The organism is Caldisphaera lagunensis DSM 15908, from assembly GCF_000317795.1.
Taxonomy (GTDB): domain Archaea; phylum Thermoproteota; class Thermoprotei_A; order Sulfolobales; family Acidilobaceae; genus Caldisphaera; species Caldisphaera lagunensis.
On the sequence record NC_019791.1, the window covers coordinates 419,852 to 444,145 of the forward strand.

Sequence of the window (24,294 nt, forward strand, 5' to 3'; positions counted from 1 at the left end):
ATTGGAATATGAAATGAAACAAGAAGAAACGAAATCACAAAGGCTTGAAGCAATTAGAATAACCACATCTAGAACTGTTTTATATTTTTTATCAATTCTTATAAACATTGTTGCAACCATTGTGTTAGCAAGAAAACTTGCTCCTACGGATTATGCAATTTATCAATTAGCAACAAAAAGAATAATACAATATGCAACAATCCCTTTAAGTCTAGCCGGATTATGGATTTATAGATATTTGGTAGAAAGACAAAAGGGGTCATACATAGCAAGCTTTGCATTTGCAACAATTCAATTTCTTATCACATTAATTATAGGTTCTTTATTAATATTTATTTATGCTAAACCTACACCATTGCTCTTAGTTATAGCCAGCTTATCGATCGCTTTTCAATCATTTTACTATGTTATAAGGACAGCAATAGATGCCGTGAGACCTGTTAGACTTTCTCTATTAGAGTTAATATATAGAACTTCCTATAGTCTCTTAATTTTTATTGCATTATATATAATATCGAATTCATTAATATTAGCTTTCGTATCAACATTGATTTCTTTTATTCTTACCTCTACTATTGGAATGCTTTGGTTAAAAGATAGAATTTTAAAAGATGACTCCAAAAATGCTAAAAAAACATTAAAGGAATGGTTTTTAGGGTCTCATGCAACAGCTGTTGGGGTTGCATTTGGTTTAATGCCATCACTAGACGCTTTAATAGCATATCCTTTAATAGGTTCATTAATAGTTGCTGCCTTTTTTGTTGTGTCATCCGTTTCTACATTATTAAGAGATTCAACAAATGTAGGATTAAGATACCTACATTCATATGTTTTAAGAACAGGTGATTTCAGGACAGCTTTAAGAAATTTAGAGGTTTCATTAGCATTGGTAATTCCCTTTTTAGTTTATGGAATAATGCATCCCGTATATGTTATTTATGTATATAATCCCATATATTCTTGGGCGTCTTTTAGTATCTCAATATTTTTAATAACTGCTATTATTGAAATAATAAATAATGGTATTTCACAAATAGCGTCTGGAAATATTAGAGAAAGTGGAATAAAAGGTGCAAGCAAATTCACTAAAATGAGTTTGTTAGGAGTAATACCATCAATAATCTACTTGGCTTTAATCGCATTTGCATTCTTTGTGTTTAGAGGTATGCCAATTCAAGATATTTTAATAATTTGGTCAATTATATATTTAATAAGGTATTTATTATCTGTTTTAATAACTTCTCATTTCTTTATACCAAAAAACGTAAATAAAAATTTTGCAACACAATTATTACCAAAATTGATTTTTTATATATCTATATCATTAGCATTATCTTATTTCATAAAACCTATTGGACCGCCATCAAGTAGATTATTAATTGATATAAAGAATTTAGCTATACCCGGCATAATTGAGGCTATTATATTTTATGGCATTTTAATTGCAGCAGATAAAGGTATAAGAAGAAATCTAACTTTATTTATAATTAATTTTTTCAAAACATTTCATAAATCTTAATTTTTTATAAAAATTATTTTAATTTATTATTTATTACAAAATTTTAAATAACTTTCGAAATAAATTTACTTCAATTTTATAAAACGTACGATTTCTTTATAACATAGATAGGTAATGATGTTTAATAATGGTATATATTATTTGATCAAAATGTTCTTTATCGCAGAAAAAATATTTTATATCCCTTCATGGTTCTTTAACTGCTTTTTGAGTTTTTCTGGCATAGATACATCCTCTTGCCTTAATTCCGTAGCTTCCTCTATTTTCATACCTATCTTATCTTCAATAGTAATATAATGAACTCTCAAGTCGTGTGGTGTTTGCCTCATCTTTTCAACTAAAACATATCTCTTAAGTTCACCACCAACTATTCTTCTTCCAAATCTAATAATTCCATCAGCTACATGCTCAACTCCCCAACCAAAAGCACTTGATGTTGTTATTGCATATTGACTTGTTAACAATGCAGTAAAGTCCCACTTGTAAAGTACCCTTTTAATATTATAGCTATAAATTCTTGCCATTGCAGGTTTGTCTAACCAAAATGTCGACATGCTATCAATAACTAGTCTTGCACGACCATAACCTAATTTTTTCTTTGCATCTATAATTTTCTTAACTAATTCATCAATATCGGTTTCATTAAGAGTCCATTCATCGTTTGTATTTTTCATAAGAGCATCGATGATTATCATTTTATTGCTGTCTACAGCTTCATCAAGATTCATCCCGAACATCTTAGCCTGTCTTATTATACTTTCTCTGCTTTCTTCAGTAGTAACATAAATTATTTTGTCATTTTCTTTAACCCCTTGCCATGCATAATGTATTCCGAAAATTGTTTTGCCAGTACCAGGCTCTCCTACAACAGCCACAAAAAATCCTCTTGGTATACCTCCTGATATTAACTTATCAAAACCCTTTACTCCAGTGGCTAATCTTTCAATTTTAACTAAACTCATCTTTATTCACTTCCAAAATATATTTTAGTAAAATTTAAGGTTAAAATTATTATATAAAAGTTAAAATTGAATATATTTGTTATGATTATAACAAAAATTTAAAAATATATTATAAAATATTATTAAACTCTCTATACACATGAAGATCATCCTTTTGTAATTAGGATTTCATGTTTCATAGTTTCTTAAATATCCTCATTGGTTATAGGGCCTTTGTAGAAGTATAGTTACTTAATAAATTTTGTATGAAATATATGGGAAGATTTAGGCTTAATAGGTCTACCTATAGTTTCATCTATATAATAAGCTAGAACCATTCCTAGCTAGAAGAGTACGTAACAATAAAATAATTTGGGTAAAGGATATAAATCCTGAAATGACTCCCCAAGGGGAGAAGTTCACATGAAAGCGTAGATAGAAAGTTAAGCATAGCTCATGCCTTAATGAGAGGTATGAGCCGAGGTATGTCATGAATGTACGGGAACTCCAAAGTTCTGTTAATAGGACCGGATACTTTACTATATAGCATAACTTTTCTATCTTATATTGATTTTCCTTTATGTATTTCTAATATTTTTATAAGAAGAGGCTTTTGCTGATTATTTACTATCAGAGAATATACAATAGTTATATTTTGTTTAAAGCCTGTTGTATATCATTTATTAGATCATCAGTATCTTCTAGCCCTACTGATAATCTAATTAATTTTTCAGAAATTCCAAGTTCTTTTTTGTCGCTTTCATCAATATATCTGGATGCTGTAATCGATGGTAGAGTAGCTATGCTTTCTGTCCCACCTAAACTTGGTGATGGCTTAATTATTTTTAGATTTCTTAAGAAATCCTTTGCTTGATTCAGATCACCTTTAATTTCAAATGATAAGACACCTCCAAAATATGGTTTTTCAAAAATCTTTAATGCTATTTTATTATACTCACTATCTTTTAATCCAGGATATAATACCCTTGATATTTTGCTATTATCAGCCAAAAATTCTGAAATAGCTAATGCATTTTCTGATTGTTGCTTAATTCTTATTGGTAATGTCTTTATTCCGCGCAGCGTTAAATATGCTTCAAATGGTTGTTGAATATTACCTAATAATCTTCTCCATTCCCATAACTCATTAATCAAATCCGATTTACCTGATATTGAACCACCCATTGTATCGTTATGACCTGATAAATATTTAGTTGTACTATTAAGTATTAATTTAAATCCATATTTTGAAGGTTTCAATAATATTGGCGTTGCAAATGTATTATCAACCACTACATTTGTATCTAATTTTTTAATAATATCACCTATTTTAGAAATATCAATAACTTTTAGTGTAGGATTAGTAATAGATTCTATAATGGCTAAATCATATGTGTTTTTCTCAAGCTCCTCAATAATATTTTCATGATTTGGATAAACCTTTTTTATAGTTATGTCAAATTTATTAGATAAGTTTTCAAATAATTGTATAGTAGATCCATACATCTCTTTCAATAGTAAAACCTTTGATTTCTTTTTCAAAAAATTCATTGCTATTGTAGAAATTGCGGCCATACCACTGCTAAATACTAGCGAATCTTCAGAACCTTCTAGAGACGATAATACTTTTTCTAAAATCCTTAATGATGGATTTTCTTCTCTATAATATTTTATTGTAATGTTTCTATCACTTTTTTTAGATGTATCTTCATCTATATATCTATAAATAGAACTAATATAAATTGGAGGAATAATAGAACCAAATTCATCTGAATACTCACTATTAATTGATTTTGTACTATCTCCCATTTTAATCCCTCTTATACATAGAAATCAATAAAAATTTAAATCTCAACATGAATTTAATATATTTTTTATATAAATAGAGATTTTAATAAATCATTAGTTTAAGTGATTATTAAGAAAAGATGTTTATAAACTTTATAAAAAACAAATATATCGAGTAAAGATGTCATTTAATGAAAAACTCAAAATACTCAATAGATTGCCGGTATTGGCATATGAGAAAGAGAAGATAGCTATAATTAGTGATATCCATCTAGGATACGAAGAAGCTATGTCATCTCAAGGAGTATATTTACCTAGGTTGCAATTGAAAAAAGCTAAGAATATAATAAATGAAATAAGTAAACTTAATTTTAAAAAATTGGTAATAGCTGGAGATCTTAAACATGTATTCGAAAAATTGATAAGGCAAGAAAGAGCGGAAATATTAGAATTAATGAGTTTTGCAGCGAAATCTAATATAAAGGAGGTTATCTTGGTTAAAGGAAATCATGATACATATATATCCAATTTATTAAAAGATCTAGGAATACAAGTTGAAGATAATTTTTTAGATCTTGGAGATGGGATTGCAGTTACTCATGGACATAAAATATTTGATGACATAGAAAAATATCAATTCATTGTTATGGGCCATGAACATCCAAGCGTTGAAATTAATCTATCAGGCAGTAAAGTAAGATTACAGGCATTATTAAAAATGCCCTTGAAAAATGGTTCTACTGCATTAGTACTCCCTCCTATTGGGTTATATCAAACAGGAACTGTTGTTAACCTTGATAAGAGCTCTTATTTATCTCCAATTTCAAGGGAATTAGGTGATATAGAGAATACTGTACCTATAATAGTAGATAGAGAAATTGGAGTTATAGAACTGCCCAGGCTAATCCATATTTTTGGAGATAATAAATCTATATAACCCATTAAATCCTTAAAAACATTTAAAAGCTATTTGTTTTCATTTCCCATTTCAACATATTCTTCTATACCTTTTATTTTAATGGAATATTTATTTAAAACTTGAATTCCTATTTCTTTTGCCTTTTCTATTAATTCTTTTAATTTATTTTTTTCATAAGATTGTATATAAAACCTTATCTTATTTTCTGTTCCGCTAGCTCTAAATAATATCCAGCTTTTGTCTTTAAAATTAATTCTATACCCATCAATATCGATTATATTATAAGAATCCTTATCTAATTCTGATGCAAAATTATCTAAAATTTGTTTAACTATAGATTCTTTGTTTAAATTGAAGTCTTCAGGTATACTTAAGTTAAGAGAAATCCTTGCGCTTGGATAAATTTTAATATCTTTAATTATTTCAATAGGTTTTCTTTTCTCCTCGGCGAATATTTTTGATATCAATGCTGCCTCATAAATACCATCAACCCATAAACCAAACGAAGGGTCTATTAGTTTCCAAGGTTCAGCTGCCATTAATACATTTTTTGATTCAATAGCTTTTTCATGTATTTTTCCTAATTTTGCCCTAATAATTTTTCCTCCATAATTTTCAACCAGCTCTTCAACTTCATTACCAACATCTAATGAGACCACAATATCTCCTTTTTTATTAGATAGGAAATATTTTGCAAATAAAGCAATAACAATATCTTGTTTCACAAATCCTAACCCGGGGACAGCAATAGCCATCCTATCAGCATCACCATCGTGTGCTATAAGTAAATCTGCTCCCAATTGATTCATAACACTGATAGATTGTTGTAAAACATCTGGCCTTGGCTCAGGAAGCCTTGCCTGAAACTTACTATCGTAATTACAATTTATTCCTATAATTTGACCTACTTTGAGCTTCGTTAAAATTGTTGGTGTAATATTTGATGCAGATCCATTTGCACAATCGATTAATATTTTAAGCTTTCTTTGATTTGATATAAAATTAATATGATTAACTATATCTTCTTCATATTTCTTTTCAATATAATTATTAAAAGATAAGCTTCCAACTTCTTCCCAACTTTTTTGCAAATCACCTTCTTTTCCATTTAGAATTATTTCCTCAATCTTATTTTCATCTAATTCATTTATTTCTATACCATTTTGCCCAAAGATCTTAATACCATTATCCTCAGGAGGATTATGACTTGCAGTTACAGATACCCCAACTTTTGCATTAAGTCTATCTGTTGAATAAGCAACTAATGGTGTTGGTGATATACCTATATATGTGACATTCATACCCCCTGCCATCAAACCTGATGATAAAGAAAATGATAATACATCGCTTGTATTCCTTACATCCTTTCCAACAATTGCTTCTCCTTTACCCCCATAATAATTAGCTAATGATAACCCAGTCTTATATGATAAAATTGGATTAATTTTAACTGGATACAAACCTCTTATTCCAGCAGTGCCAAATAATTTCAATTTTATCTCCATTTTATTAAATAGAAGCTTATTTAATAAATTTTATTCTTAATCTTACTAAAATAAATATTTATTTAAAATCTACTTTTACGCTTTGTTCCTTATGTTTAATTTCTTTTATATCATCAGTATTTATAAGAACTATTGTTTTTGTATTATATTTAAGTTTAGTCTTTGCTAGCTCTTCTATTTTGCTTTTTGAACCCATAACAGCAACAATTCCTTCTACATGGGTTTGCCTTGTTATAGCTAAATCTATCATTGAACTTAATAATGCTGTCTTATTTCCATCTATTGTCACTATTATTATTTTACTCTTCCTAGAGATGCATTCTCTTGGCAATAACAAAACATCAAAGAATTCAGAACTTACTTTATAGTTCTTAGATATGATATGTTTTGAATAAGGGCTATGAGATGCAGCACATAATTTTGCATGAAATAACGATGAGAATGTAGCCCCTAAAGCTGCTGCATAGCTATCAGGGGCTGAGACTATTACATTAATTTTTTGATCTTTTAAATCGTCTAAAGCCCTTAATCCTGCTAACGTCATTATACCAGGATTGCTTAAAAGCGACCATAATTCTTCATTCTCAATATAATACTTTGATAATATATCATCTATTATATGTGAAGACCTTATCTTATTTAAAATCTTTTCAGCTGTTGATCTTTCTGGCACTGTTCTTAATGTAACATATCTCCATAAAATCTGAGCGGGGACATTAAGTCTTTCTTCCAATTCCTTAAATGAATAAAAATATTTGAGCGCTCCAAGCAATCTAAATACCATTAGTTTAACATTTTTTGATGAATCCAGCATATCAAAAAAATTATTTTTACCATCCTCATCTTGTTTATGCCAGCTATCATGACGCTCAGACATAGTGTTAACTCTCTCTAATATTTCCACTATTAAGTTCGTAACAGTGCTTTATATATGTTTATTGAGAACCAGACATAGTGTTAAATCTCTATAAGTAAAATACTAACTTAATTATTACAATTAAATGTAGAAATTATCATGATATGGGGCAAAAGATGAAATTCCAAAAATTAAATTAAAAAATTTTATATTCTTAGAATTCCTCTTCTTCACTTTCTTCCTCGCTTTCTTCTTCCTCGCTTTCTTCTTCCTCGAATTCCTCTTCATCATCTAGATCTTCAAATTCTTCTTCATCTTCTTCCTCGAATTCCTCTTCATCATCTAGATCTTCAAATTCTTCTTCATCTTTCTTGGGCATATCTCATCTACCTCTTTAATAGACAATTAAGGGAATAATTAGGGAAATAGATATTTTAGTATCTGTTAGCATAAATATATAATATATCAAGTAATCGATTTAAATATAGCCTTACTTAGAGATATATATTTGAAAAAATTTCTAAAATAAATAATTAATTTTTAGTAAAATTTTTTATAAAAACATATTAGCGTATTTTATAATTTATATACATAGGTGAAAATATTGCCAAGAAAAATGCCTACGAAGAAAATTGCAATGAAGGCATGTAAGAATTGTGGAGCTTTAGTTCCAAAGGAGGCAAATATATGTCCAGTTTGTGGCAGCAATAACTTTACTGAAGATTGGGAAGGTATTTTTGTTGTAATAAGCACGGATTCAGAAATAGCAAAAGAATTAAAGTTTAACAAGAAAGGTACATATGCTATTAAAGTATCAGGTTCTTACATTATAAAGTAAATAGATGATATAAATATGAAATTCGTTGGCCTAACCTTACCTGAGAATGTAAGATATGATTTTTCGCAACCAAGAGGAAGGGTTATTTCTGGAGAACTTAAATCATATATAGAAAGTCGTGAATGGAATTTTGTTATATGTGTAGGGGACGTAGTTACATATTATTGTCTTAAAGCTAATAGAAAACCTGATATTATTATTATAGATGGTAAAACTCTTAGAAGTAAAGAAGGCTTTTCTTTTGATAGCAATCCTATCGATTATAATCTCATAAAAATAAAAAATCCTCCCGGGATGCTCACTTATGACAACATAGATTTATTGTGTAACATATTGAAAAGTAAAAACAAAGAGAAAATCTTAATTTATGTTGATGGAGAAGAAGATCTATTGGCGTTACCTACATTATCATGCGCTCAGGATAATTCTCTTGTTATATATGGAATACCAAATAAAGGAGCTGCATTGGTTAATGTAAACAATTATATCAGAAGAGAATTACAGAATAAAATTCTTGTATTAAAGCCAGGAATAATTGAAACAAAATGATTTAGTTTAATAATCCATTTTAATGTTAATTAGCTTCTAATAGGAATAAGGCTTATCAATAAAACTTATCCAAATTAATATGAAATACTATGATAAAAAATTATTTTTTATTTAGGCTTTTACTATATTTTCTTAACATCCATGCTGGTATTTTCTTTATGAACTCATAAGCTTCCTCCCAACCATCTAAACCAAGTTCTTTTGAAAGTTCATCTAAATTCATTTCTGTATTAACATACTTTCTAACTTTTAGCAGTACTTCATCATTTATCTCTATTTGCTTTCCTCCTACTTTTATTATATTTTCTGAACTCATATATTGTTCACCTTTAATGGGGCCGCGGGGATTTGAACCCCGGACCACCAGCGCTCTAGGCATTGGTGGAATAGGGAAATGCTCCCCAGGCTGGCATCCTACCAAGCTAGACGACGGCCCCATCCTTTATATTTATTACATTCTATAGGATTAAAAATTCTACGCATAGTTAATAAATAACTTGCTATACTCCCAATTAATGATTTAACATTTTATATATCTAAAAATTTTTAGGTCTAAGCTTTAAAACTTACAGAATATAAGAAAGCCTTGTTATTAATAAGGAAGATGGATAAAGTAAATTATTTTTATTACTTAATTTAATGAGAGAAATATGAGTAACGTGTAATTTATAGCTATATTAGATATGAAAGTTCTCTTACTCAGCTTTCTAACTGACCTCTTCCCCGCCCTAAAGGGTGAGGTTTGTTGATCTCTTATATCAATTCATGAATATTTATAAGAGTGTTCTCTGAACCTCTCGATGTTCTCATATAAGATTTATAATAAGAATCAATACGCAGAACCTCTCCTTTTGAGCTGATAGAAAATCTATTATATTAATAATTATTATGATATCAATAATTATTAAATAGTTATAACCTTAAACTTAATTGTTACGGTTATTAAGCTTGTATTATGTTTACCTAAAATTTTACTCAGATTTATAAACAAATTTTTTTATAACTATCAGGTATACTTTCAATTAAGTTCTATTAATAACTTCTAAAATTCATTGATACTAAAACTTTGTTATATTAGACTCAATTATTAAAAGAATTTGTTAACATTAGTATTACTGAGGAACTGATCGACTCTTGGTGATTAATTTGAATCATATGTCCAATGAAGGAAAAATATTAATAGTATGCAAAAATTGTCAAACAATTCTATATAGGTATGTAATAGGAGATAAAAATGATAAAAATAAATTTAATGGACCCCCCATACCAAAAAAGGCCCTGAGCGGATTTGATAGACTAACATGCCCTGTTTGTGGTGAACCTTTAAATTTAAAGCCAAAAAGCATAAGATTCTTCTCATTTCAAATGTTTAACAAACTTTATGAAGAAAATGGATACAAATTAATTGATAAAACTAAGGGTAGTATTTTGAATAATATGAAAGGAATAACCCAATCGAGCTTATCTAATGAAGCAAGTGTTGATGATAAAGAGTAATTCTTTTATTATTTTATCAAAAAATAAAGGATCACAATTTTTGTTTTTATATTCTGCTAAGAGCTCTAACAAATTTTTTGAAAATCTAGTTATATTAAGTTTTCCAATTATCCCCCCAATAAATTTATTTAAATTTCCACAACCTTCAGAATATGATTCAAAGTCTATAATTAATGCAGGAAAATAATTTGGGTAATTAGGAAAGTAAATATTTTTCCATGGCCTATTCAACTCATTATGTATTATATTTGTGTAATCTAATAATTTAATGCTTTTAAGACTTTCTATCAAAGAGTTTATTATATTGGATTTGTTCTCATTATTTAATACATAGCCTAAATTTATCTCTCCCACATAATCCATAATCAAAAAATCTCTAGAATAGCCATAAACTTTAGGAGAAATACCGTATTTAGACAATTTCTCAAGAATTTTACCCTCATTTATTAGTTCAGACCTTTTGCTATCAACCCTTCTTATTTTAATAACTTTTAAACCTATTTTTTTAACGTATCCAAGCAATACAATACTAGAATGCCCTTTTCCTAATATGTGAAAATTCCTATATTTGTTACCATTTATCATAATATTTCCATAATTGCATAATTTTTCTATTCCTAACGTATCAATTTGATTTAACCTATAGTATGTATCGCATTTGTTTGAATTTGGATAACAAATTAATGATATTGTATCTTTTTCATTTATATGTTTATCATCCAAGCAGGAATCGAGTAGAGAGAGTTTTTTATCCATTCCTTAATTTCACCTTTAATATCTATATCATCAAAGTTATTGTAAACTCTGGTTTCAATTTTATTATTAAATTTAATTCCAGATTCCATTACAGAATTATTAACAAAATCTATCAAGTCTTTAATTTTTTTATTCCTACCACCATAAACTTTGCTATCGTTAATATAAACTATTCCTTTCTCATCTAACCTTTTTTTAATAAATGATTTAATGCTATTTATATCATCATAAACACTTGGTCCTTCCATTATATCTGTTTTAGGCAATGCGTCTCTATCTATCAAAAACCCAATAGCAATCAGATTTGATTCATTAGTATAATAAGAACTTTTAATAATTCCAATTCCAAGTTCATTTATTTTATTTTCTAAATTTTCAGTAATCTTTTTTAATTTTCCCCAAATATCTGTTGGTGGATAATTATAATATACCCCATGGCCTATAGTTAATAATAAAGGTGTATCTATATTAGATTTTACATTATGAGAAAACTTATGGAAAAAAACAATGTTTGGCTTTTCCAAAAAAAGTTTTGATGCAAGAATTAAAGTTGAAATGCTTTTTTGACTAACTGCAGCTGCTACATTTCTATAAGGATCTATTGGATCCACTACAATAAGCTTTGATTGAGGATATCTTTTAATTAATACATCCCTATTTCCATTACCTTCTATATCTATATAAATTAAATCCTTCCAACCTGAAATATTCTTTAATGCATTAAAGAAATTCCCATAATAAGCTATTAATAATTCTGAAAGATATCCAGAAAATCCTTCAATATGACTTTCTGCTCCATATATTGATAACCCCTTGAAAAATGATTTAAGCAACCTGACATCGTCTTTTTGGCAAGCATTAAGTTTTGAATTAATATATCTTGTATGAAAAGGCGTTCTTTCAACCCCCATTCCATTTTTTCTAGGCTTTTCAACGAACACTGTTGGTACAACGTCTGCCTCTAAACCCATATATGATACTGTTACATACGGGTGTTGGCTATACTTTATTATAGTTGGAAAATCATTTAAGCATGATAATAAGAAGTTCTTACCATTATTATTTATCCATTCATTATCTATATCTTTTAATAAAACAAATATATCTAATTCCCATTTATCATTTAACAATGTGCCTTTTGCAAAGCTTCCCACTTCTTCTACTACACCGTCTAAACCATTGCCTTTCATGCAATAGCTTATTTTTCTTTTAATAATATTCGAAAACCTTTCTAGAATTTTTATTTGAAATGGAGTAGGCTTAATCTGATTTAATATATTTTCTTCTAAATCATTTCTATTGCAACTCATTTACAATTAGCCTCCACTAAATTTTCGTAAATAGGTCCTTGTCTTGTTAAGGTGCTCTTTTTCAACTTAACTGAATTTACTTTAATTGTACCATAATCAAAGTTTCTGTATTGTTCTAATAACTCCTTTAATGCACTGGATTTACCAAATTTTATTCTACCTATTGTTAAATGCGCAACAAATTCTTCATGCGATAATTTAAATCCATTTTTGATTAAAAGATCATCAATCTGAATTTTTAGTTTTTTCAAAAAATCAAATCCTTCTGATATACCTATCCAAATTACCCTTGGATTTTCATTATTTGGGAATGCCCCTAGACCTTTCAAAACTATATTGAATGGCTCACATTTTAATTTGCTGATCACATTTTCTTTTATTGTTAAAACATCCCCTTCGCTTATTTCCCCTAAGAATCTTAGTGTTATATGCAAATTTTCTGTTTCAACAAATTTTATTTTTAAACTAAGTTCACTTAATGCCTGAATAGTATCATTTATTTTATTGATTATACTATTATCATTTACATCTACTGCAATAAATGCTCTAACCAATGTTTTCTTCGCCCATACTTTATAAATTCTATAAAAATATATTAAAACTTATTTATCAATTCCTATATAAACATCAGCTAATAATTTGCTGGTATTTATCTGAGTTATGCATATCACAAAGTCTTTCATTAATTGAGATTATGATTTCTTCATTTCGTATCCATTCAATTGAGCACAATAGAATTTTCATGAAATGGCCTAATGAGATCTAAAAAACTCAAAAATGCTAAAAAGTTTTCCAAGTGCAAACTTAACTTCTATGAAGAGATGAATGGATCAACTGAATTCTTGGTATTCCATTCATTTACTATAGTTATATTTTTAATTTTTTATATAATTTATTAATTAATAAAAATTAATATTAGCCCTTTAAAGCTCTAGTTAATAATTGATATAATGATAAAAATGATATCGAGCAAATTGGTTAAGGTCTTAAAGGGTATTAGGCCATGGAGCCTACCTATGACAATATTTGATTACATAGCGGTAGTGTTAGTAACATATATAATTTACTTAAAGATAAATTTAACATTAATTGTGTTAGGCATAATAGGATCAATTTTTCTGCACATCGCATCAAATATATTTAACGATTACTTTGATTTTAAGAAAAACATAGACAAAGAAGGTAATGTAAGACCTTATCACTTAATTATTGATAAAATATTAAGTCCAAATATAACTTTGATTTTTGGATTTATATCATCAGCAATCGCAATATTTATTGGTTTATTCTTAACATTTAATGGAAGACCGTTATCTATAATTCTAGGCTTACTAGGTTTTTTGCTAGCTTATGGATACTCAGGCTTCCCATTTTATTTAAAGTATAATGCCCTAGGAGAGATAACAGCATATTTAGCTTGGGGTATTGTTGTTCCATTAGGTGCTTATTATCTAGCAACCGATAAAATAAGCTTCGTACCTCTTATTGTTGGATTGCCTACCTCAGTATATCTCTTTACTGTTATGAACATAAATAACATAAGAGATATAAATTACGATAAAAATTCTGGCGCAAAAACTATTGCAATAATTTTAGGAAAATATAAAGCTAAGATGTTATTTTTCTTTGAGTTGTTTATGCCATATTTATTTGTTATGATGGGCATATTTGTTTTTAAAGTATTGCCAATTACTACACTATTATCAAATATAACAATATTATATAATTACGTCATTATAAGAAATGCAATTAATGATAACCTAACAAAATTAGATGTAAACACAGCAATGCAAGCTTTACTTTTTGGAGTTATGTATACATTTAGCATAGGACTAACTAAATTTTTATAATATGAATTTATATTTAAACAGATAATGAATTAATTATTGCATAAATTAGATTAAGATATGAATTTGATATTGCTCTTAATCCTGATAATGTGTTGCTGCTAATAAATAAATTTATACAGTTATCATTTAATTCAACTCTTACCTTACCTTTTTTTGGTGATGATTGATTGACTTCAGCTAATAATGATTTATATAAAGGATCAATTTTATCGTTTGAACATATTTTAAAATTTACTTCCATCATTTATATCATCACCAAACTTTAATTTAAAATTAGGGCCTATATTCACATTTCTATTAAAAACTTTGATATCAATATAAGGAAAATCAAATTTTACTAAAAAATAAGCAATATTATTTTCATCAATTAATCTATCATTTACATTTAGATCTAGCATGGTTGATAGTTTATTTATATAATCATATTTTACATTATCTTGTTTTTCATCAATTAACTTTATTGCAGCATCTCTTACGCTTATTTTTTTATTAAATCCTAGTTCTTTTCTCAAAGAAACCCCATAAATTATTGCATATAAAATCAAATCAGGTCTTTTACTATTTTCATTTGGTTTAAATAACTGAATTTTACCCGGATTACCTTTATATTCATTAATTACAATCAATTTTGGAATATTATACCTTAAAATGATCTGATTTAGTTCTTCTAATGATAGTTTACCTCTCCCAATCTTAATGCTTTTAGGTAAAACGCTGGATAGCTCATTTATAAATGTCCTAGTTCTTGTACTTGGATCTCTACTGCTCGTTAATAAAATCGAAGACTTATTTTTATTATATATCTTTTCAAATCTTAAAGGAACACTAGGCAAAATACATCACAAAATTAATCTGATTTAAAATATCTAGGCAGATATATTGATAACTCTGATCTTGGAGTATATGAAGCGCCTGCCCACTTATGACCGCATTTCTTACATATCCAAATTCCAACACTTTCCCTCTTAACTGTGCCTATGCTTCCGCAAAATGGGCATTGATGATCTTGATACATTTTTTCCATTACTGCCTTTGTTCTTTTCCTTAGAGTAGATCCATATCTAGGACCATATCTACCTGCTGGACCGACTATTTTTGTATGGCTATATACCATTATTTACCACCTTCCTCCTTCTTTTCACTTACTAATGCATTATTTAGCAATTTAAAATATACTTGCGCCGCCTGACTTGATATGTTTACTATATTATCTAATTCTTCTTGAGAAACTGAGCCCATACCGGTTTTTTGAACTCCGACTATATTTCCATTTTCGTCGAATGAAATAACAGACCTTGTATCTGATATTATTTCTTCATCAAGATTAGGATCAACTATTATATAATTTTCAATTTTTGCTGTTGTAACAGTTACTATCCTTTTATTTAACTTAATTGGTATATCTGAGATTTTATTGGTTAGCTTAATTTCTCCGGTTTCCATTTCCTCAAACTCAGGCATTCTTGCTGTAGATAACGCAGCCATTGATGCAAGCATGCTCGCATCAAATAAATTACCATCATAGTCTAATATATATAGGTCAAGCCATAGCATCCAAACCTTATCCCCTGGTCTTATTACAAGTGATTTTAAATCAACTGCTTTAGGATCTCTAAGACTTCTATCAATAACTCTTGCCAATTCTATTGCATTTTCATCAGGAGGACCTGGCTCAAATTGTGGAGAAGCTAATGGTACAAGTTCTGCATGAACTTGCAATACACCTTCATCTGGCATATCAGCAAATGGTTCTCCTGGTTCTATTTTTATTCCTGCCAAAACTTGGGTATTGCCTAGCTTAACAAGAGCAGATCCATTTGCTTTTTCCAGCACATTTGTTTGTATGCTAATTTTTCTTGGTGAATAGAAATCCCTTTCATCAGCTCTTTGACCTTTCCTATATAAGTTCAAATAAACATCTCTTTTTATTTTGGGAATTATCTGAGTCCTATATGGTGTAGTGCTCATTCTTCACCAACCTCCATGTATGAACTCCTTAGAGTTTCCTTTTCCATATCAACTATTTTTGTGATAACCTTCATAGCCATATCAATTGCGTTATGGAATTCTTCTTTAGTTAGAACTCCATTTAATTGGTATAAGGTTATTTGACCAATATCTGGAGCAGCTACAACGGGCATATCCGCATCACCATACATATCTTCCACCTCATTTAAATCAACTATCAATACATTATCAACTTTTCCAATTGCTACACCTGCTACCAATGCTCTCATTGGTATACCTGCATCTGCTAATGCAAGAGAGGCAGCAGTTGCCCCAACGGTTCTAGTTCCTCCATCAGATTGTAAAACTTCTATAAATACATCTATTGAAGTTCTAGGAAAATATTCAGTTATAACAACAGGCTCTAATGATTCTCTTAAAACTTTAGAAAGTTCTAATTCTCTTCTTGTTGGCGCAGGATTCTTCCTTTCTTCTGTAGAAAATGGAGCCATATGGTACCTAACTCTTAAAGTTGCTCTATCTGGCAATAGCATTGATTTTTGAGATTCTTTTGGGCCGTATACTGCTGCTAGCACCCTTGTTAAACCATATTCTACTAGTGCTGAGCCATCCGCATTAGTTAAAACTCCTACTTGCATCTTTATTGGTCTTACTTCATCAGGTTTTCTTCCATCTAATCTTTTTCCATCATCATCAATAAATCTTTGAGGTCTAGCCAATATTATCACACTCCCCTAATTTTTCTCTCCTCTTCTATGAACTTCTTAACTCTCTCTGTTAACCCAGATATATGTGCTTGTGTTTCTATTATTTTAATTGCATTTGATGCTATACTTTCCAACTGTTCATTTTGGCATTTAATATTTATCATACCATTGACTGCAACAAAAAATTCACATCCCGTTTCATTTTTTAACATCTCTATCATTGATCCTTTTTTACCAATTATTCTAGGCACTCTTGTTGGATGTACTGAAACAACAATCCCTTCAGCAATCTTACCTAGTCCTTTATCTTGAACTGTTAATAGAGGGTTTCTAATCCTATCAAATGCTGCTATCTTAGCCTTTATGTATTCACCAACTTGAAGGTACTTAAATGGATCTTCTGGAAACTGACTACTCTGCTTTGTACCAAAGAAGTCTTGCACGCTAAGTATTGCTTGATATGGTGAATTTATGTCAACAAACCAATTAGCAACACCATGTGATGTTACTAAACCTATTACTATATCCCCTTCTTTTGGTATATAGATACCATTCAATGGAGAATAAGATATCCCTTCTTGTTTATAATCGACAACTCCTATGATTGCAACTCTCTTCTCATTTTTATAATCATAAATATAATAGTCTGAGATATTAATTGTTCCTTCAATTTTTTCTCCTGGAACCAATACTTTTCTTATCGCACTCATATTTTACACCACCTTTACTGATATGTTTGCTTGCCCTTTTGCAAGGGACTGAACCTTATCTATCACCTCTATCTGTGCTCCCGCAGGTATTTCAAGCTCTACTTTTAAGCTACCATCAGATCCCCAATTGGCTTTCTTAACTTCACCAATCCTTTGAATTTCTTTATATGCCCTAGAGGCATATTCTGATGGAATAGTTATTTCAAGTAAAGCCTTTGCTACTTTAATTGGCATTAATATTGATAATTTTTTTACGGCTTCTAATGCTTGAGCTTCTGCACCTTTAAATGGATCTATGTTGAACCTTACCTGGTCTAATGCATTTTCAATTCTTTGTTCAGGAATTGGTTTTCCAGATTTAGGGTCGATTGTATTCTTAACTATATAATTTATAATTTGCTTTCGCTTGGCCTCTATCATCTTTTTCCTTTCTTCTTCTGTAAGTTGTATTTGCCCCTCTTTTAATATCTTCTCAGCAATCTTTTCTATATCTTCTGTGCCAAATGCCTTCCTCAAAGAATCTGGACTTGCCTTTAGTCCTTTTTTTACATCTTTAAATATGGTATCAGCCCACAAAACTTCTGATATGCTAACTTTTTCACCTTCTCTAAATTTAAAAGCAAGATCAGGCTTTACTGGTATCTCAAATTTTTGTCCTTTTAGTTCAATCCATGCTATAATAAATTCTTGTTTTTTTGTCAAACTAACCACCGCACACTTAATTATATTTAAGAATTGGTATAGAAAATTTTATCTCTTTAAGTTTAGCTTAACAATTCTCCTTTATTATCAGCGACTATATCGTTTATTTCCTTTTCACTAACCCTAGAAAACATTTTTTGTTTCACATCAATATATGCTATTTCAACATATTGACCGAAATTGTTTATTAAATCATTTTTGTTTTCATCACTAGTAGATACCCTGCTCTTGAATAATGCTTTAACTGCTAGTTCTATTGCATCGCTTAAGCTCATGTTCTTATTATATTGTTTTTCCATGTAATTATTTGCAACGTCTCCTCCTAACCCTATTGCAACAGCGTAATAGCTAAAGTATTGTCCCCCAGGTTCTGTTCTATAGAGCCTTGGTATGTTATCATTATTAACACCGCCAAATATTAATGCAACTCCAAATGGTCTAAAACCGCCATGTTGAGTATAAGCCTGTTTTATATCTGCAACAGATTTTGTTATATATTCAACTGTTGGTGCTTCCCCATAAGTTAATCTATGCCTTATAGAAACTTGTCTTGCATAATCAATTAAAACTCTGCCATCACTTCCCATGCCAGCAAATGTTACTCCAATATGATCATCTACTTTATATATTTTCTCAATTCCTTCTAGATCTAAAAGAGGTAACATTCTTCTTTTTTCGGCAGCTAAAATTACTCCTTGATCTGTTATTATTCCTAAACTTGTCCAACCTTTCTTGACAGCCTCAAATGCGTATCTTACCTGATACAATTCACCATCTGGTGAAAATATAGTTATTGCCCTATCATATGCAGATGGAGGTGCAGCCATTGCCAAGTATCTCTCACCAAAACTTAAAGTTTATCTGAGAATTTAAATATGCTTATATTACATTTCTAGCAACCTAGATTTTTAATCTATTTAATTTGCATTTACCTAGTCACTACACAGCAAATTATTATATTTTAGAAAACCTTTCCCAAAACATATTTATTAAATCAATTTCTTAGAAAGCTTTGTTACCCATTTTAGTTTCCTAGATTTTCTACCCAGCTTTATTGAATTTTTGTAACATTTACTACTACAAAACCACATTATTTCTCCTCTTGGCCCAATATACATTTTGCCTGTACCTGGCTCTACTATGCCACCGCAAAAGCTGCATATCATTTCTTTTGGCATTCCAACCACCAAATATAAAACTATAATAACCTCTTTTTAAATACATATGACTAAAATTACATTACTTCATTGACATTAAATGAGAAAAATTTAATTAAAAAAATTAAAATTATTTTTTAAAGAATATAACATATATAAACACTGCTAATATGACTATCATTATGGCCATCATAATTGATGTGAAGAAAGTTGCAAACGGGGCGGCTGCTAATGGATTATAGTCAGTTAAATTTAATGCTGTTGAAAGAGTTTCATTCCAAGGATATGGCAATGCAGCTATTTGTTGATTTCCTAAGGAGGCTATAAATCTTGGGAACTGACTAAAGGCATTTAGCATTTCCATGCTTTCTATTGTACCAATAGCAGATGCTGCAGCTATAACTGAAGAATATGCTGTTGATCTTGATATCAAAGACCCTTTAATGCCCTTATAAAATATATATATTACAGCTAATACCTGAATAGCAGTTAGTATCATGCTAAGAGCAAAGAGCCAACTATAATTATACGATATTCCTAAATTTCCAATAACCCAACCAAAACCTCCCATAATATTGTTAAATTTATATGGAATATTACTAAGTGACATTAAATACCAAAAACCTAAGGGAATCATTAGCAATAAACCTATAAGGGAAGGTAATAACAGCATATTTACTGATTTTTCGAAATATTTTTTATTTTCATTATTAATTAAATATAAAAGTCCGAATCCTCCCATAGTAGCTAGCATTCCAGCGGTTATTGCACCATCTAAACTTTTTAGATATATTGGCCAAAATGTTGGATTTGTATATGCCTTAACAACATTTAAGTATGGTTGATTTGAGGCAGAAAAAGTTAATCCAACGGGTTCATTTAAAAACGCAAAAACTTGTCTAAAACCAAATGGTATCATAACAGCTGAAGCTCCCATGAGAATTCCAATTATATTATGAGTAGTTGAGCTCCAATGATCCCATCCATACCAATAAGCTATTAGGCTAAAGAAGTTAAGAGCTATGAAGACTATTGATATGCCGAATGGGACTAATAATAAATTACCTATTACATCTGTAAAAAATGGATAAAATGAAAACAAAAATACCGTAAAGGCTGTTCCAAATACGCCAGCTATACCATATGTTACTGCGTACCATTTCATCATTTTTCTAGATAAAGTTATCAAATCTGTATCATTCCTTTTTATCCCAAGATATTTAAATAGTGGAACTAATATGGCCAGTCCTATTATTATGTTGACTAATACTATGTGGATTCCAAAGTTAAAAGCTAGCCAAAAAACCGATACCATAACCATTTCTACTTCACCTCTTCTAAAATCTCTTTTTTACTTGGAACCCATAGAAATCTATAAACCGCATAGACTAATCCTATAACAATTGCTATATAGAATAAACTAACAACAACATCTTCCCAAATAGTAGGTTGATTTAATGTACTCCCAACATTTAATGTCATTACTCCATATACTATCCATGGTAATCTTCCTATTTCCCTTGTACCCCATCCCATTAGGCTTGCAAATTGAGCCAAAATAGCACCCGGTATTGCTAAATAAAGCCAGAATTTGTGTATTTTACTAACACCTCTGAATATCAAATAACCTGTTAATATTAGTGCATATATACCAAGCAATACTCCAACAAATACCATAGCATAATAAGTATAATCAACAATTAGCGGGGGTAGATAGCTTGTTATGCCAACACCAAAGCTTCCTAATTGACCCCACAATTGAGGTATTTGTGAATAATTAGGCAATTTAGCTGAGAAGGAACCATAGGCTAAAAATGCTTCTATTTTATCTAAATGGAATAGGCTTGCTATAGATGTAAAGCCTGGCATTGTTCCTTCTATAGCTGCAAATTTTTCTGGGTTATATTTTGCAACAGTTTTTCCCATCATATCTCCAGCTATTAAGCCTTCATATATTATTACAATCAATGAAAATACTATTGAAAACTTCAATGCTTTTTCTAGGTATTTCTTGTATTTTTCATCCTTAACTTTCAAATATCTTGTTCCAAAACCTGCAATCATTGTAAAACCTGTAACCACTAATCCTGCTCCTATGCTATGCAGCAAAGCTGGGATAAAGTCTGGAGTATCAAATAAATAGGTATATATACCATAATAATTTACTGTTGAATCCATTATATTATTTACTATGTTTAAAACAGGAGTCTGCAAAACAGCCTGGTTTGTTAATACATTATTATTTAAAACAGCCTTTAATATGCTTTGATTAACAATATAACTATTAAAAGATTCGTATACAAGCCTATTTACAATCGAGACAGGCATATATACCAATACTCCATTACTGGTTGTGCCTTGTATAGTCATGCCTAATGATTCTAATTTAGAAACATTTAATAAAGAAACATACGCAGAAGGAACATCTAATAAAATTTTTGGATATCCTAATGAATAAAGCCATTGGCCAGTTGTAGCATTATAATCAGGCAATAGGCCTGTAGGCACATTCATATAAGCGTTTGCTGAAAGAATCATTGCACCAGAATACCAAGGGCCAATAAATGCAAAAAATGTCAGTATTGTTCTAGTAACATCTGAGAACTTATCCCATCCATAATACAGTAAATAAGTTATCATTGCTTCCATTATGAAGGCAAAAACTTCTGCGTACATAGGGAAATATAGCCATTTTCCAACTGCTGTCAAAACATTTGGCCAAACAACAATCAGTCCAAATTCAACTAATGTACCAGTTGCAGCTCCTACAGCAAAAACTATTGCCATACCCTTGACCAAGGTTTTTGCTATTCTTAAATAATCTTTATCTTTATTTTTTAGATAAATCAATTGTAATATAAAAGCGGCAAAAGGCAACCCTAAAACATATTGTAATATACCCCAATGAATTCCTATACCTACCATGGAAAGAACTCTTTCTCCCCAATATCCAAATTCAACCCAGGATGCTATGGCGTTAACCAAGGTTTATCCTAGAGTTTTTATAGTTATAATCTTATATATAAACTTTTTAAATTATTCAAATATTTAATTTAAATTAAAATTTAGGTAAAACTAAAATCTATTTGAAAATTGTTTTAAGCTGTACCTAAAGAATTAAGCCATTTATTTAATGCCCCAGTGAATGAGACAAATATTGCAATTGATATAGTTTCTTTGTCCAGTTCTGATGGTTTTTTATCCCAACCTAAACAATCTGAATATATATCTAATACTTCTTGATCAAATTCTGCATTTTCGTTACTTAATATCTTTGCAGCGCTTAACAATAACTCTTTAATCGCACTTTCCCCAAGACAATCTATTAGTTCTACTGAATCTGCGAGTGGATAACCTATTACTTTAAGCGCTTTTTGGGCATATAATCTTAAGTTTATCTTTGTTATAAGTTCATCATATATCATCCCAGCATATGTTGAGAACTGAACTTTAATATCAGCATTTTGATTTCCTGCTATGCTGAGCAGATTAACTATTTCACTTATTAGATTCTCAGCTTCACTATCTGATAATTGACCCAACGGAAGTATTAAATTATCTATATTTTTTATTTCATCAACACTTGACAACTCTATGCACCAAACGTTTATATTAAAGGCGACTTGTATAAGGATAATAGGTTGTTTTCGGGCCTTAACCCTTATTAAATCCTACTTTAACTATCATTAGATATTTACTTATATTATTTAAAATAAATTTAAAATAATTAATTTATTTGCTTCAAGCAAAAGTCTACTCTTTTGTAGGATTGAACCAAGTCAGATTTGATATATTCTTTTAGTAAGACTTTTTAATTGATTTAATCGATAACAATCATGCATATATTTTGTATTTATGATTTTATTGATGTTATCTCCATTATGCTAAATGATTTTATTATTAGCTAAATTGATTAAGAAATCTGATTTAATTAATTTGAAAATCTAAATGTTGATACTTATGATTTAAGCAAAATATTAAAAATCTTTTTATCATTAAATAATTAAATTAATTCATAAAAATTAAAAATAAAACATTTATGATTTATTATTCATTAAAACAAAATGCGAAAAGATTTTAATTTCAAAAATCTATAATGATTGTGATGTAATACAAAAAGTAGGTTTCAGAAAAGCAACATAAAGTAAGATGATGTGAAGAACCCGGACTTCCGAGGTTTATACAACCTATGAGGAGTCCTAATCCAGCTGATTATGATTTTCCCTTAAATTGTGGGTTTATTTGTTCCAGCATAAAAATTTAATTGTTTCTTTCTAAAAATTAAGTATTTGAGGATTGTAAAAATAATGAACCAATCAAGATCTATATGTGACATCTGTGGTATCAATGAAGCAATATATAAATGCAAAATTTGTAAAAGAAACGTCTGCTATGATGATTTTGATGAAGAAAGAGGAGTTTGTAAAATATGTGCAGCTTCTTTATGCCAAATATGTAACTCTAGGCTTTCAGTTACATATTGTCCATATTGTGGAAGACTAGTATGCATAGAGGATTCTATTCAATTGGATAATGTAAGAAGAGTTTGCATTGATTGCTATAAAAAAGGTGCAATAAAACTTTCAAAAAATTTAAAATATGTAGATGGTGCAATAAAACTTTCAAAAAGAGTTAAAACCCTTTAAAAACAAAAGGTCATATAGCTTTAAAAAGCAGATTTTCAATCTTTTATTTTAAAGTTATGCTTAAATTTTAATTATA

Annotated in this window: 28 protein-coding genes and 1 tRNA gene; 7 read left to right on the top strand and 22 right to left on the bottom strand. The window is 29.4% G+C overall.

Translation table 11 applies throughout. The features are described 5' to 3' along the window. The first annotated feature begins 1 nt into the window (after window position 1). Window positions 2-1,519 carry a hypothetical protein gene (locus CALAG_RS02020; protein WP_048816679.1) on the top strand — a complete coding sequence of 506 codons (1,518 nt, stop codon included), beginning with the start codon at window positions 2-4 and terminating at the stop codon, window positions 1,517-1,519. 176 nt (window positions 1,520-1,695) lie between these two features. On the opposite strand, the gene CALAG_RS02025 is transcribed toward CALAG_RS02020, so the two are convergent. Both CALAG_RS02025 and CALAG_RS02030 read right to left on the bottom strand, forming a co-directional pair. Beyond that, window positions 1,696-2,481, bottom strand: coding sequence for a KaiC domain-containing protein (locus CALAG_RS02025; RefSeq protein WP_015232081.1), 786 nt, complete (start codon window positions 2,479-2,481; stop codon window positions 1,696-1,698). 627 nt (window positions 2,482-3,108) lie between these two features. Beyond that, entirely contained in the window at window positions 3,109-4,269 is a 1,161-nt protein-coding gene (locus tag CALAG_RS02030; RefSeq protein ID WP_015232082.1) for a cystathionine gamma-synthase family protein, read from the bottom strand. Between the two features lie 205 nt (window positions 4,270-4,474). Between CALAG_RS02030 and CALAG_RS02035 the strand changes: the two genes are divergently transcribed. Continuing rightward, complete coding sequence (locus CALAG_RS02035) at window positions 4,475-5,185, top strand: metallophosphoesterase (RefSeq protein ID WP_245529250.1); 711 nt, start codon at window positions 4,475-4,477, stop codon at window positions 5,183-5,185. A gap of 29 nt (window positions 5,186-5,214) precedes the next feature. Here the strand turns inward: CALAG_RS02035 and CALAG_RS02040 are convergent, their stop codons facing one another. The 3 genes from CALAG_RS02040 to CALAG_RS07970 form a co-directional block, all read right to left on the bottom strand. Next, on the bottom strand, window positions 5,215-6,660 hold the full coding sequence (locus CALAG_RS02040) for a phosphohexomutase domain-containing protein (protein ID WP_015232084.1): 1,446 nt from the start codon (window positions 6,658-6,660) through the stop codon (window positions 5,215-5,217). A gap of 70 nt (window positions 6,661-6,730) precedes the next feature. Further along, entirely contained in the window at window positions 6,731-7,549 is an 819-nt protein-coding gene (locus CALAG_RS02045) for a hypothetical protein (RefSeq protein WP_157463152.1), read from the bottom strand. A gap of 193 nt (window positions 7,550-7,742) precedes the next feature. Next, a complete protein-coding gene (locus CALAG_RS07970; RefSeq protein WP_015232086.1) occupies window positions 7,743-7,907 on the bottom strand; it encodes a hypothetical protein in 165 nt (54 codons plus the stop codon). Window positions 7,908-8,132: 225 nt separating this feature from the next. Between CALAG_RS07970 and spt4 the strand changes: the two genes are divergently transcribed. Then, a complete protein-coding gene (gene spt4, locus CALAG_RS02050) occupies window positions 8,133-8,366 on the top strand; it encodes a transcription elongation factor subunit Spt4 (RefSeq protein ID WP_015232087.1) in 234 nt (77 codons plus the stop codon). A 15-nt stretch (window positions 8,367-8,381) separates the two neighbouring features. Next, window positions 8,382-8,915 (top strand): GTP-dependent dephospho-CoA kinase family protein, encoded by a 534-nt coding sequence (locus tag CALAG_RS02055; RefSeq protein WP_015232088.1) that lies wholly within the window; start codon window positions 8,382-8,384, stop codon window positions 8,913-8,915. Window positions 8,916-9,015: 100 nt separating this feature from the next. Here the strand turns inward: CALAG_RS02055 and CALAG_RS02060 are convergent, their stop codons facing one another. Beyond that, window positions 9,016-9,231, bottom strand: a complete 216-nt coding sequence (locus CALAG_RS02060; RefSeq protein ID WP_015232089.1) for a hypothetical protein — start codon at window positions 9,229-9,231, stop codon at window positions 9,016-9,018. A 17-nt stretch (window positions 9,232-9,248) separates the two neighbouring features. Next, a tRNA-Pro gene (locus tag CALAG_RS02065) sits at window positions 9,249-9,352 on the bottom strand. A gap of 709 nt (window positions 9,353-10,061) precedes the next feature. Between CALAG_RS02065 and CALAG_RS02070 the strand changes: the two genes are divergently transcribed. Then, window positions 10,062-10,412: a hypothetical protein gene (locus tag CALAG_RS02070; protein ID WP_048816680.1), complete on the top strand. Its 351-nt coding sequence runs from the start codon at window positions 10,062-10,064 to the stop codon at window positions 10,410-10,412. Here CALAG_RS02070 and CALAG_RS02075 read toward each other — a convergent pair. The 3 genes from CALAG_RS02075 to thpR are packed head-to-tail and all read right to left on the bottom strand — an operon-like array spanning window position 10,377 to window position 13,032. Continuing rightward, complete coding sequence (locus CALAG_RS02075; RefSeq protein WP_172633874.1) at window positions 10,377-11,135, bottom strand: hypothetical protein; 759 nt, start codon at window positions 11,133-11,135, stop codon at window positions 10,377-10,379. The two genes, CALAG_RS02070 and CALAG_RS02075, sit on opposite strands and share 36 nt — an antisense overlap. Further along, entirely contained in the window at window positions 11,117-12,478 is a 1,362-nt protein-coding gene (cca, locus tag CALAG_RS02080) for a CCA tRNA nucleotidyltransferase (protein WP_015232092.1), read from the bottom strand. The genes CALAG_RS02075 and cca overlap by 19 nt, the downstream gene beginning before the upstream one ends. Further along, entirely contained in the window at window positions 12,475-13,032 is a 558-nt protein-coding gene (gene thpR / locus CALAG_RS02085) for an RNA 2',3'-cyclic phosphodiesterase (RefSeq protein WP_015232093.1), read from the bottom strand. Before thpR ends, cca begins: the two co-directional genes overlap by 4 nt. A 405-nt stretch (window positions 13,033-13,437) precedes the next feature. On the opposite strand from thpR, the gene CALAG_RS02090 reads away from it, so the two are divergent. Further along, complete coding sequence (locus CALAG_RS02090; RefSeq protein WP_048816681.1) at window positions 13,438-14,328, top strand: prenyltransferase; 891 nt, start codon at window positions 13,438-13,440, stop codon at window positions 14,326-14,328. 13 nt (window positions 14,329-14,341) lie between these two features. Here the strand turns inward: CALAG_RS02090 and CALAG_RS02095 are convergent, their stop codons facing one another. The 12 genes from CALAG_RS02095 to CALAG_RS02150 all read right to left on the bottom strand — a co-directional run bounded on the left by CALAG_RS02095 (window position 14,342) and on the right by CALAG_RS02150 (window position 23,162). Continuing rightward, window positions 14,342-14,569 carry a KEOPS complex subunit Pcc1 gene (locus CALAG_RS02095; protein WP_172633875.1) on the bottom strand — a complete coding sequence of 76 codons (228 nt, stop codon included), beginning with the start codon at window positions 14,567-14,569 and terminating at the stop codon, window positions 14,342-14,344. After that, a complete protein-coding gene (locus CALAG_RS02100) occupies window positions 14,553-15,161 on the bottom strand; it encodes a Brix domain-containing protein (protein WP_015232096.1) in 609 nt (202 codons plus the stop codon). The genes CALAG_RS02095 and CALAG_RS02100 overlap by 17 nt, the downstream gene beginning before the upstream one ends. Window positions 15,162-15,175: 14 nt before the next feature. After that, the gene (locus CALAG_RS02105) at window positions 15,176-15,442 is read right to left on the bottom strand and encodes a 50S ribosomal protein L37ae (protein ID WP_015232097.1); all 267 of its coding nucleotides are present in this window, start codon (window positions 15,440-15,442) and stop codon (window positions 15,176-15,178) included. Beyond that, entirely contained in the window at window positions 15,442-16,296 is an 855-nt protein-coding gene (gene rrp42 / locus CALAG_RS02110) for an exosome complex protein Rrp42 (RefSeq protein ID WP_015232098.1), read from the bottom strand. The genes CALAG_RS02105 and rrp42 overlap by 1 nt, the downstream gene beginning before the upstream one ends. Next, a complete protein-coding gene (gene rrp41 / locus CALAG_RS02115; RefSeq protein WP_015232099.1) occupies window positions 16,293-17,024 on the bottom strand; it encodes an exosome complex exonuclease Rrp41 in 732 nt (243 codons plus the stop codon). Before rrp41 ends, rrp42 begins: the two co-directional genes overlap by 4 nt. Continuing rightward, window positions 17,021-17,713 (bottom strand): exosome complex RNA-binding protein Rrp4, encoded by a 693-nt coding sequence (gene rrp4, locus CALAG_RS02120; RefSeq protein WP_015232100.1) that lies wholly within the window; start codon window positions 17,711-17,713, stop codon window positions 17,021-17,023. Before rrp4 ends, rrp41 begins: the two co-directional genes overlap by 4 nt. A 3-nt stretch (window positions 17,714-17,716) precedes the next feature. Continuing rightward, window positions 17,717-18,415, bottom strand: a complete 699-nt coding sequence (locus CALAG_RS02125; protein WP_015232101.1) for a ribosome assembly factor SBDS — start codon at window positions 18,413-18,415, stop codon at window positions 17,717-17,719. Between the two features lie 62 nt (window positions 18,416-18,477). Then, entirely contained in the window at window positions 18,478-19,242 is a 765-nt protein-coding gene (gene psmA, locus CALAG_RS02130) for an archaeal proteasome endopeptidase complex subunit alpha (protein WP_015232102.1), read from the bottom strand. Between the two features lie 162 nt (window positions 19,243-19,404). Continuing rightward, on the bottom strand, window positions 19,405-19,593 hold the full coding sequence (locus tag CALAG_RS02135; protein ID WP_015232103.1) for a 50S ribosomal protein L24e: 189 nt from the start codon (window positions 19,591-19,593) through the stop codon (window positions 19,405-19,407). Window positions 19,594-19,702: 109 nt separating this feature from the next. Then, window positions 19,703-20,893, bottom strand: a complete 1,191-nt coding sequence (locus tag CALAG_RS02140) for a cytochrome ubiquinol oxidase subunit I (RefSeq protein WP_015232104.1) — start codon at window positions 20,891-20,893, stop codon at window positions 19,703-19,705. A 2-nt stretch (window positions 20,894-20,895) separates the two neighbouring features. After that, window positions 20,896-22,557, bottom strand: a complete 1,662-nt coding sequence (locus CALAG_RS02145; RefSeq protein WP_015232105.1) for a cytochrome ubiquinol oxidase subunit I — start codon at window positions 22,555-22,557, stop codon at window positions 20,896-20,898. 113 nt (window positions 22,558-22,670) lie between these two features. Further along, complete coding sequence (locus CALAG_RS02150; protein WP_015232106.1) at window positions 22,671-23,162, bottom strand: hypothetical protein; 492 nt, start codon at window positions 23,160-23,162, stop codon at window positions 22,671-22,673. A 699-nt stretch (window positions 23,163-23,861) separates the two neighbouring features. Between CALAG_RS02150 and CALAG_RS02155 the strand changes: the two genes are divergently transcribed. After that, complete coding sequence (locus CALAG_RS02155; protein ID WP_216475983.1) at window positions 23,862-24,218, top strand: hypothetical protein; 357 nt, start codon at window positions 23,862-23,864, stop codon at window positions 24,216-24,218. Window positions 24,219-24,294: the final 76 nt, after the last annotated feature.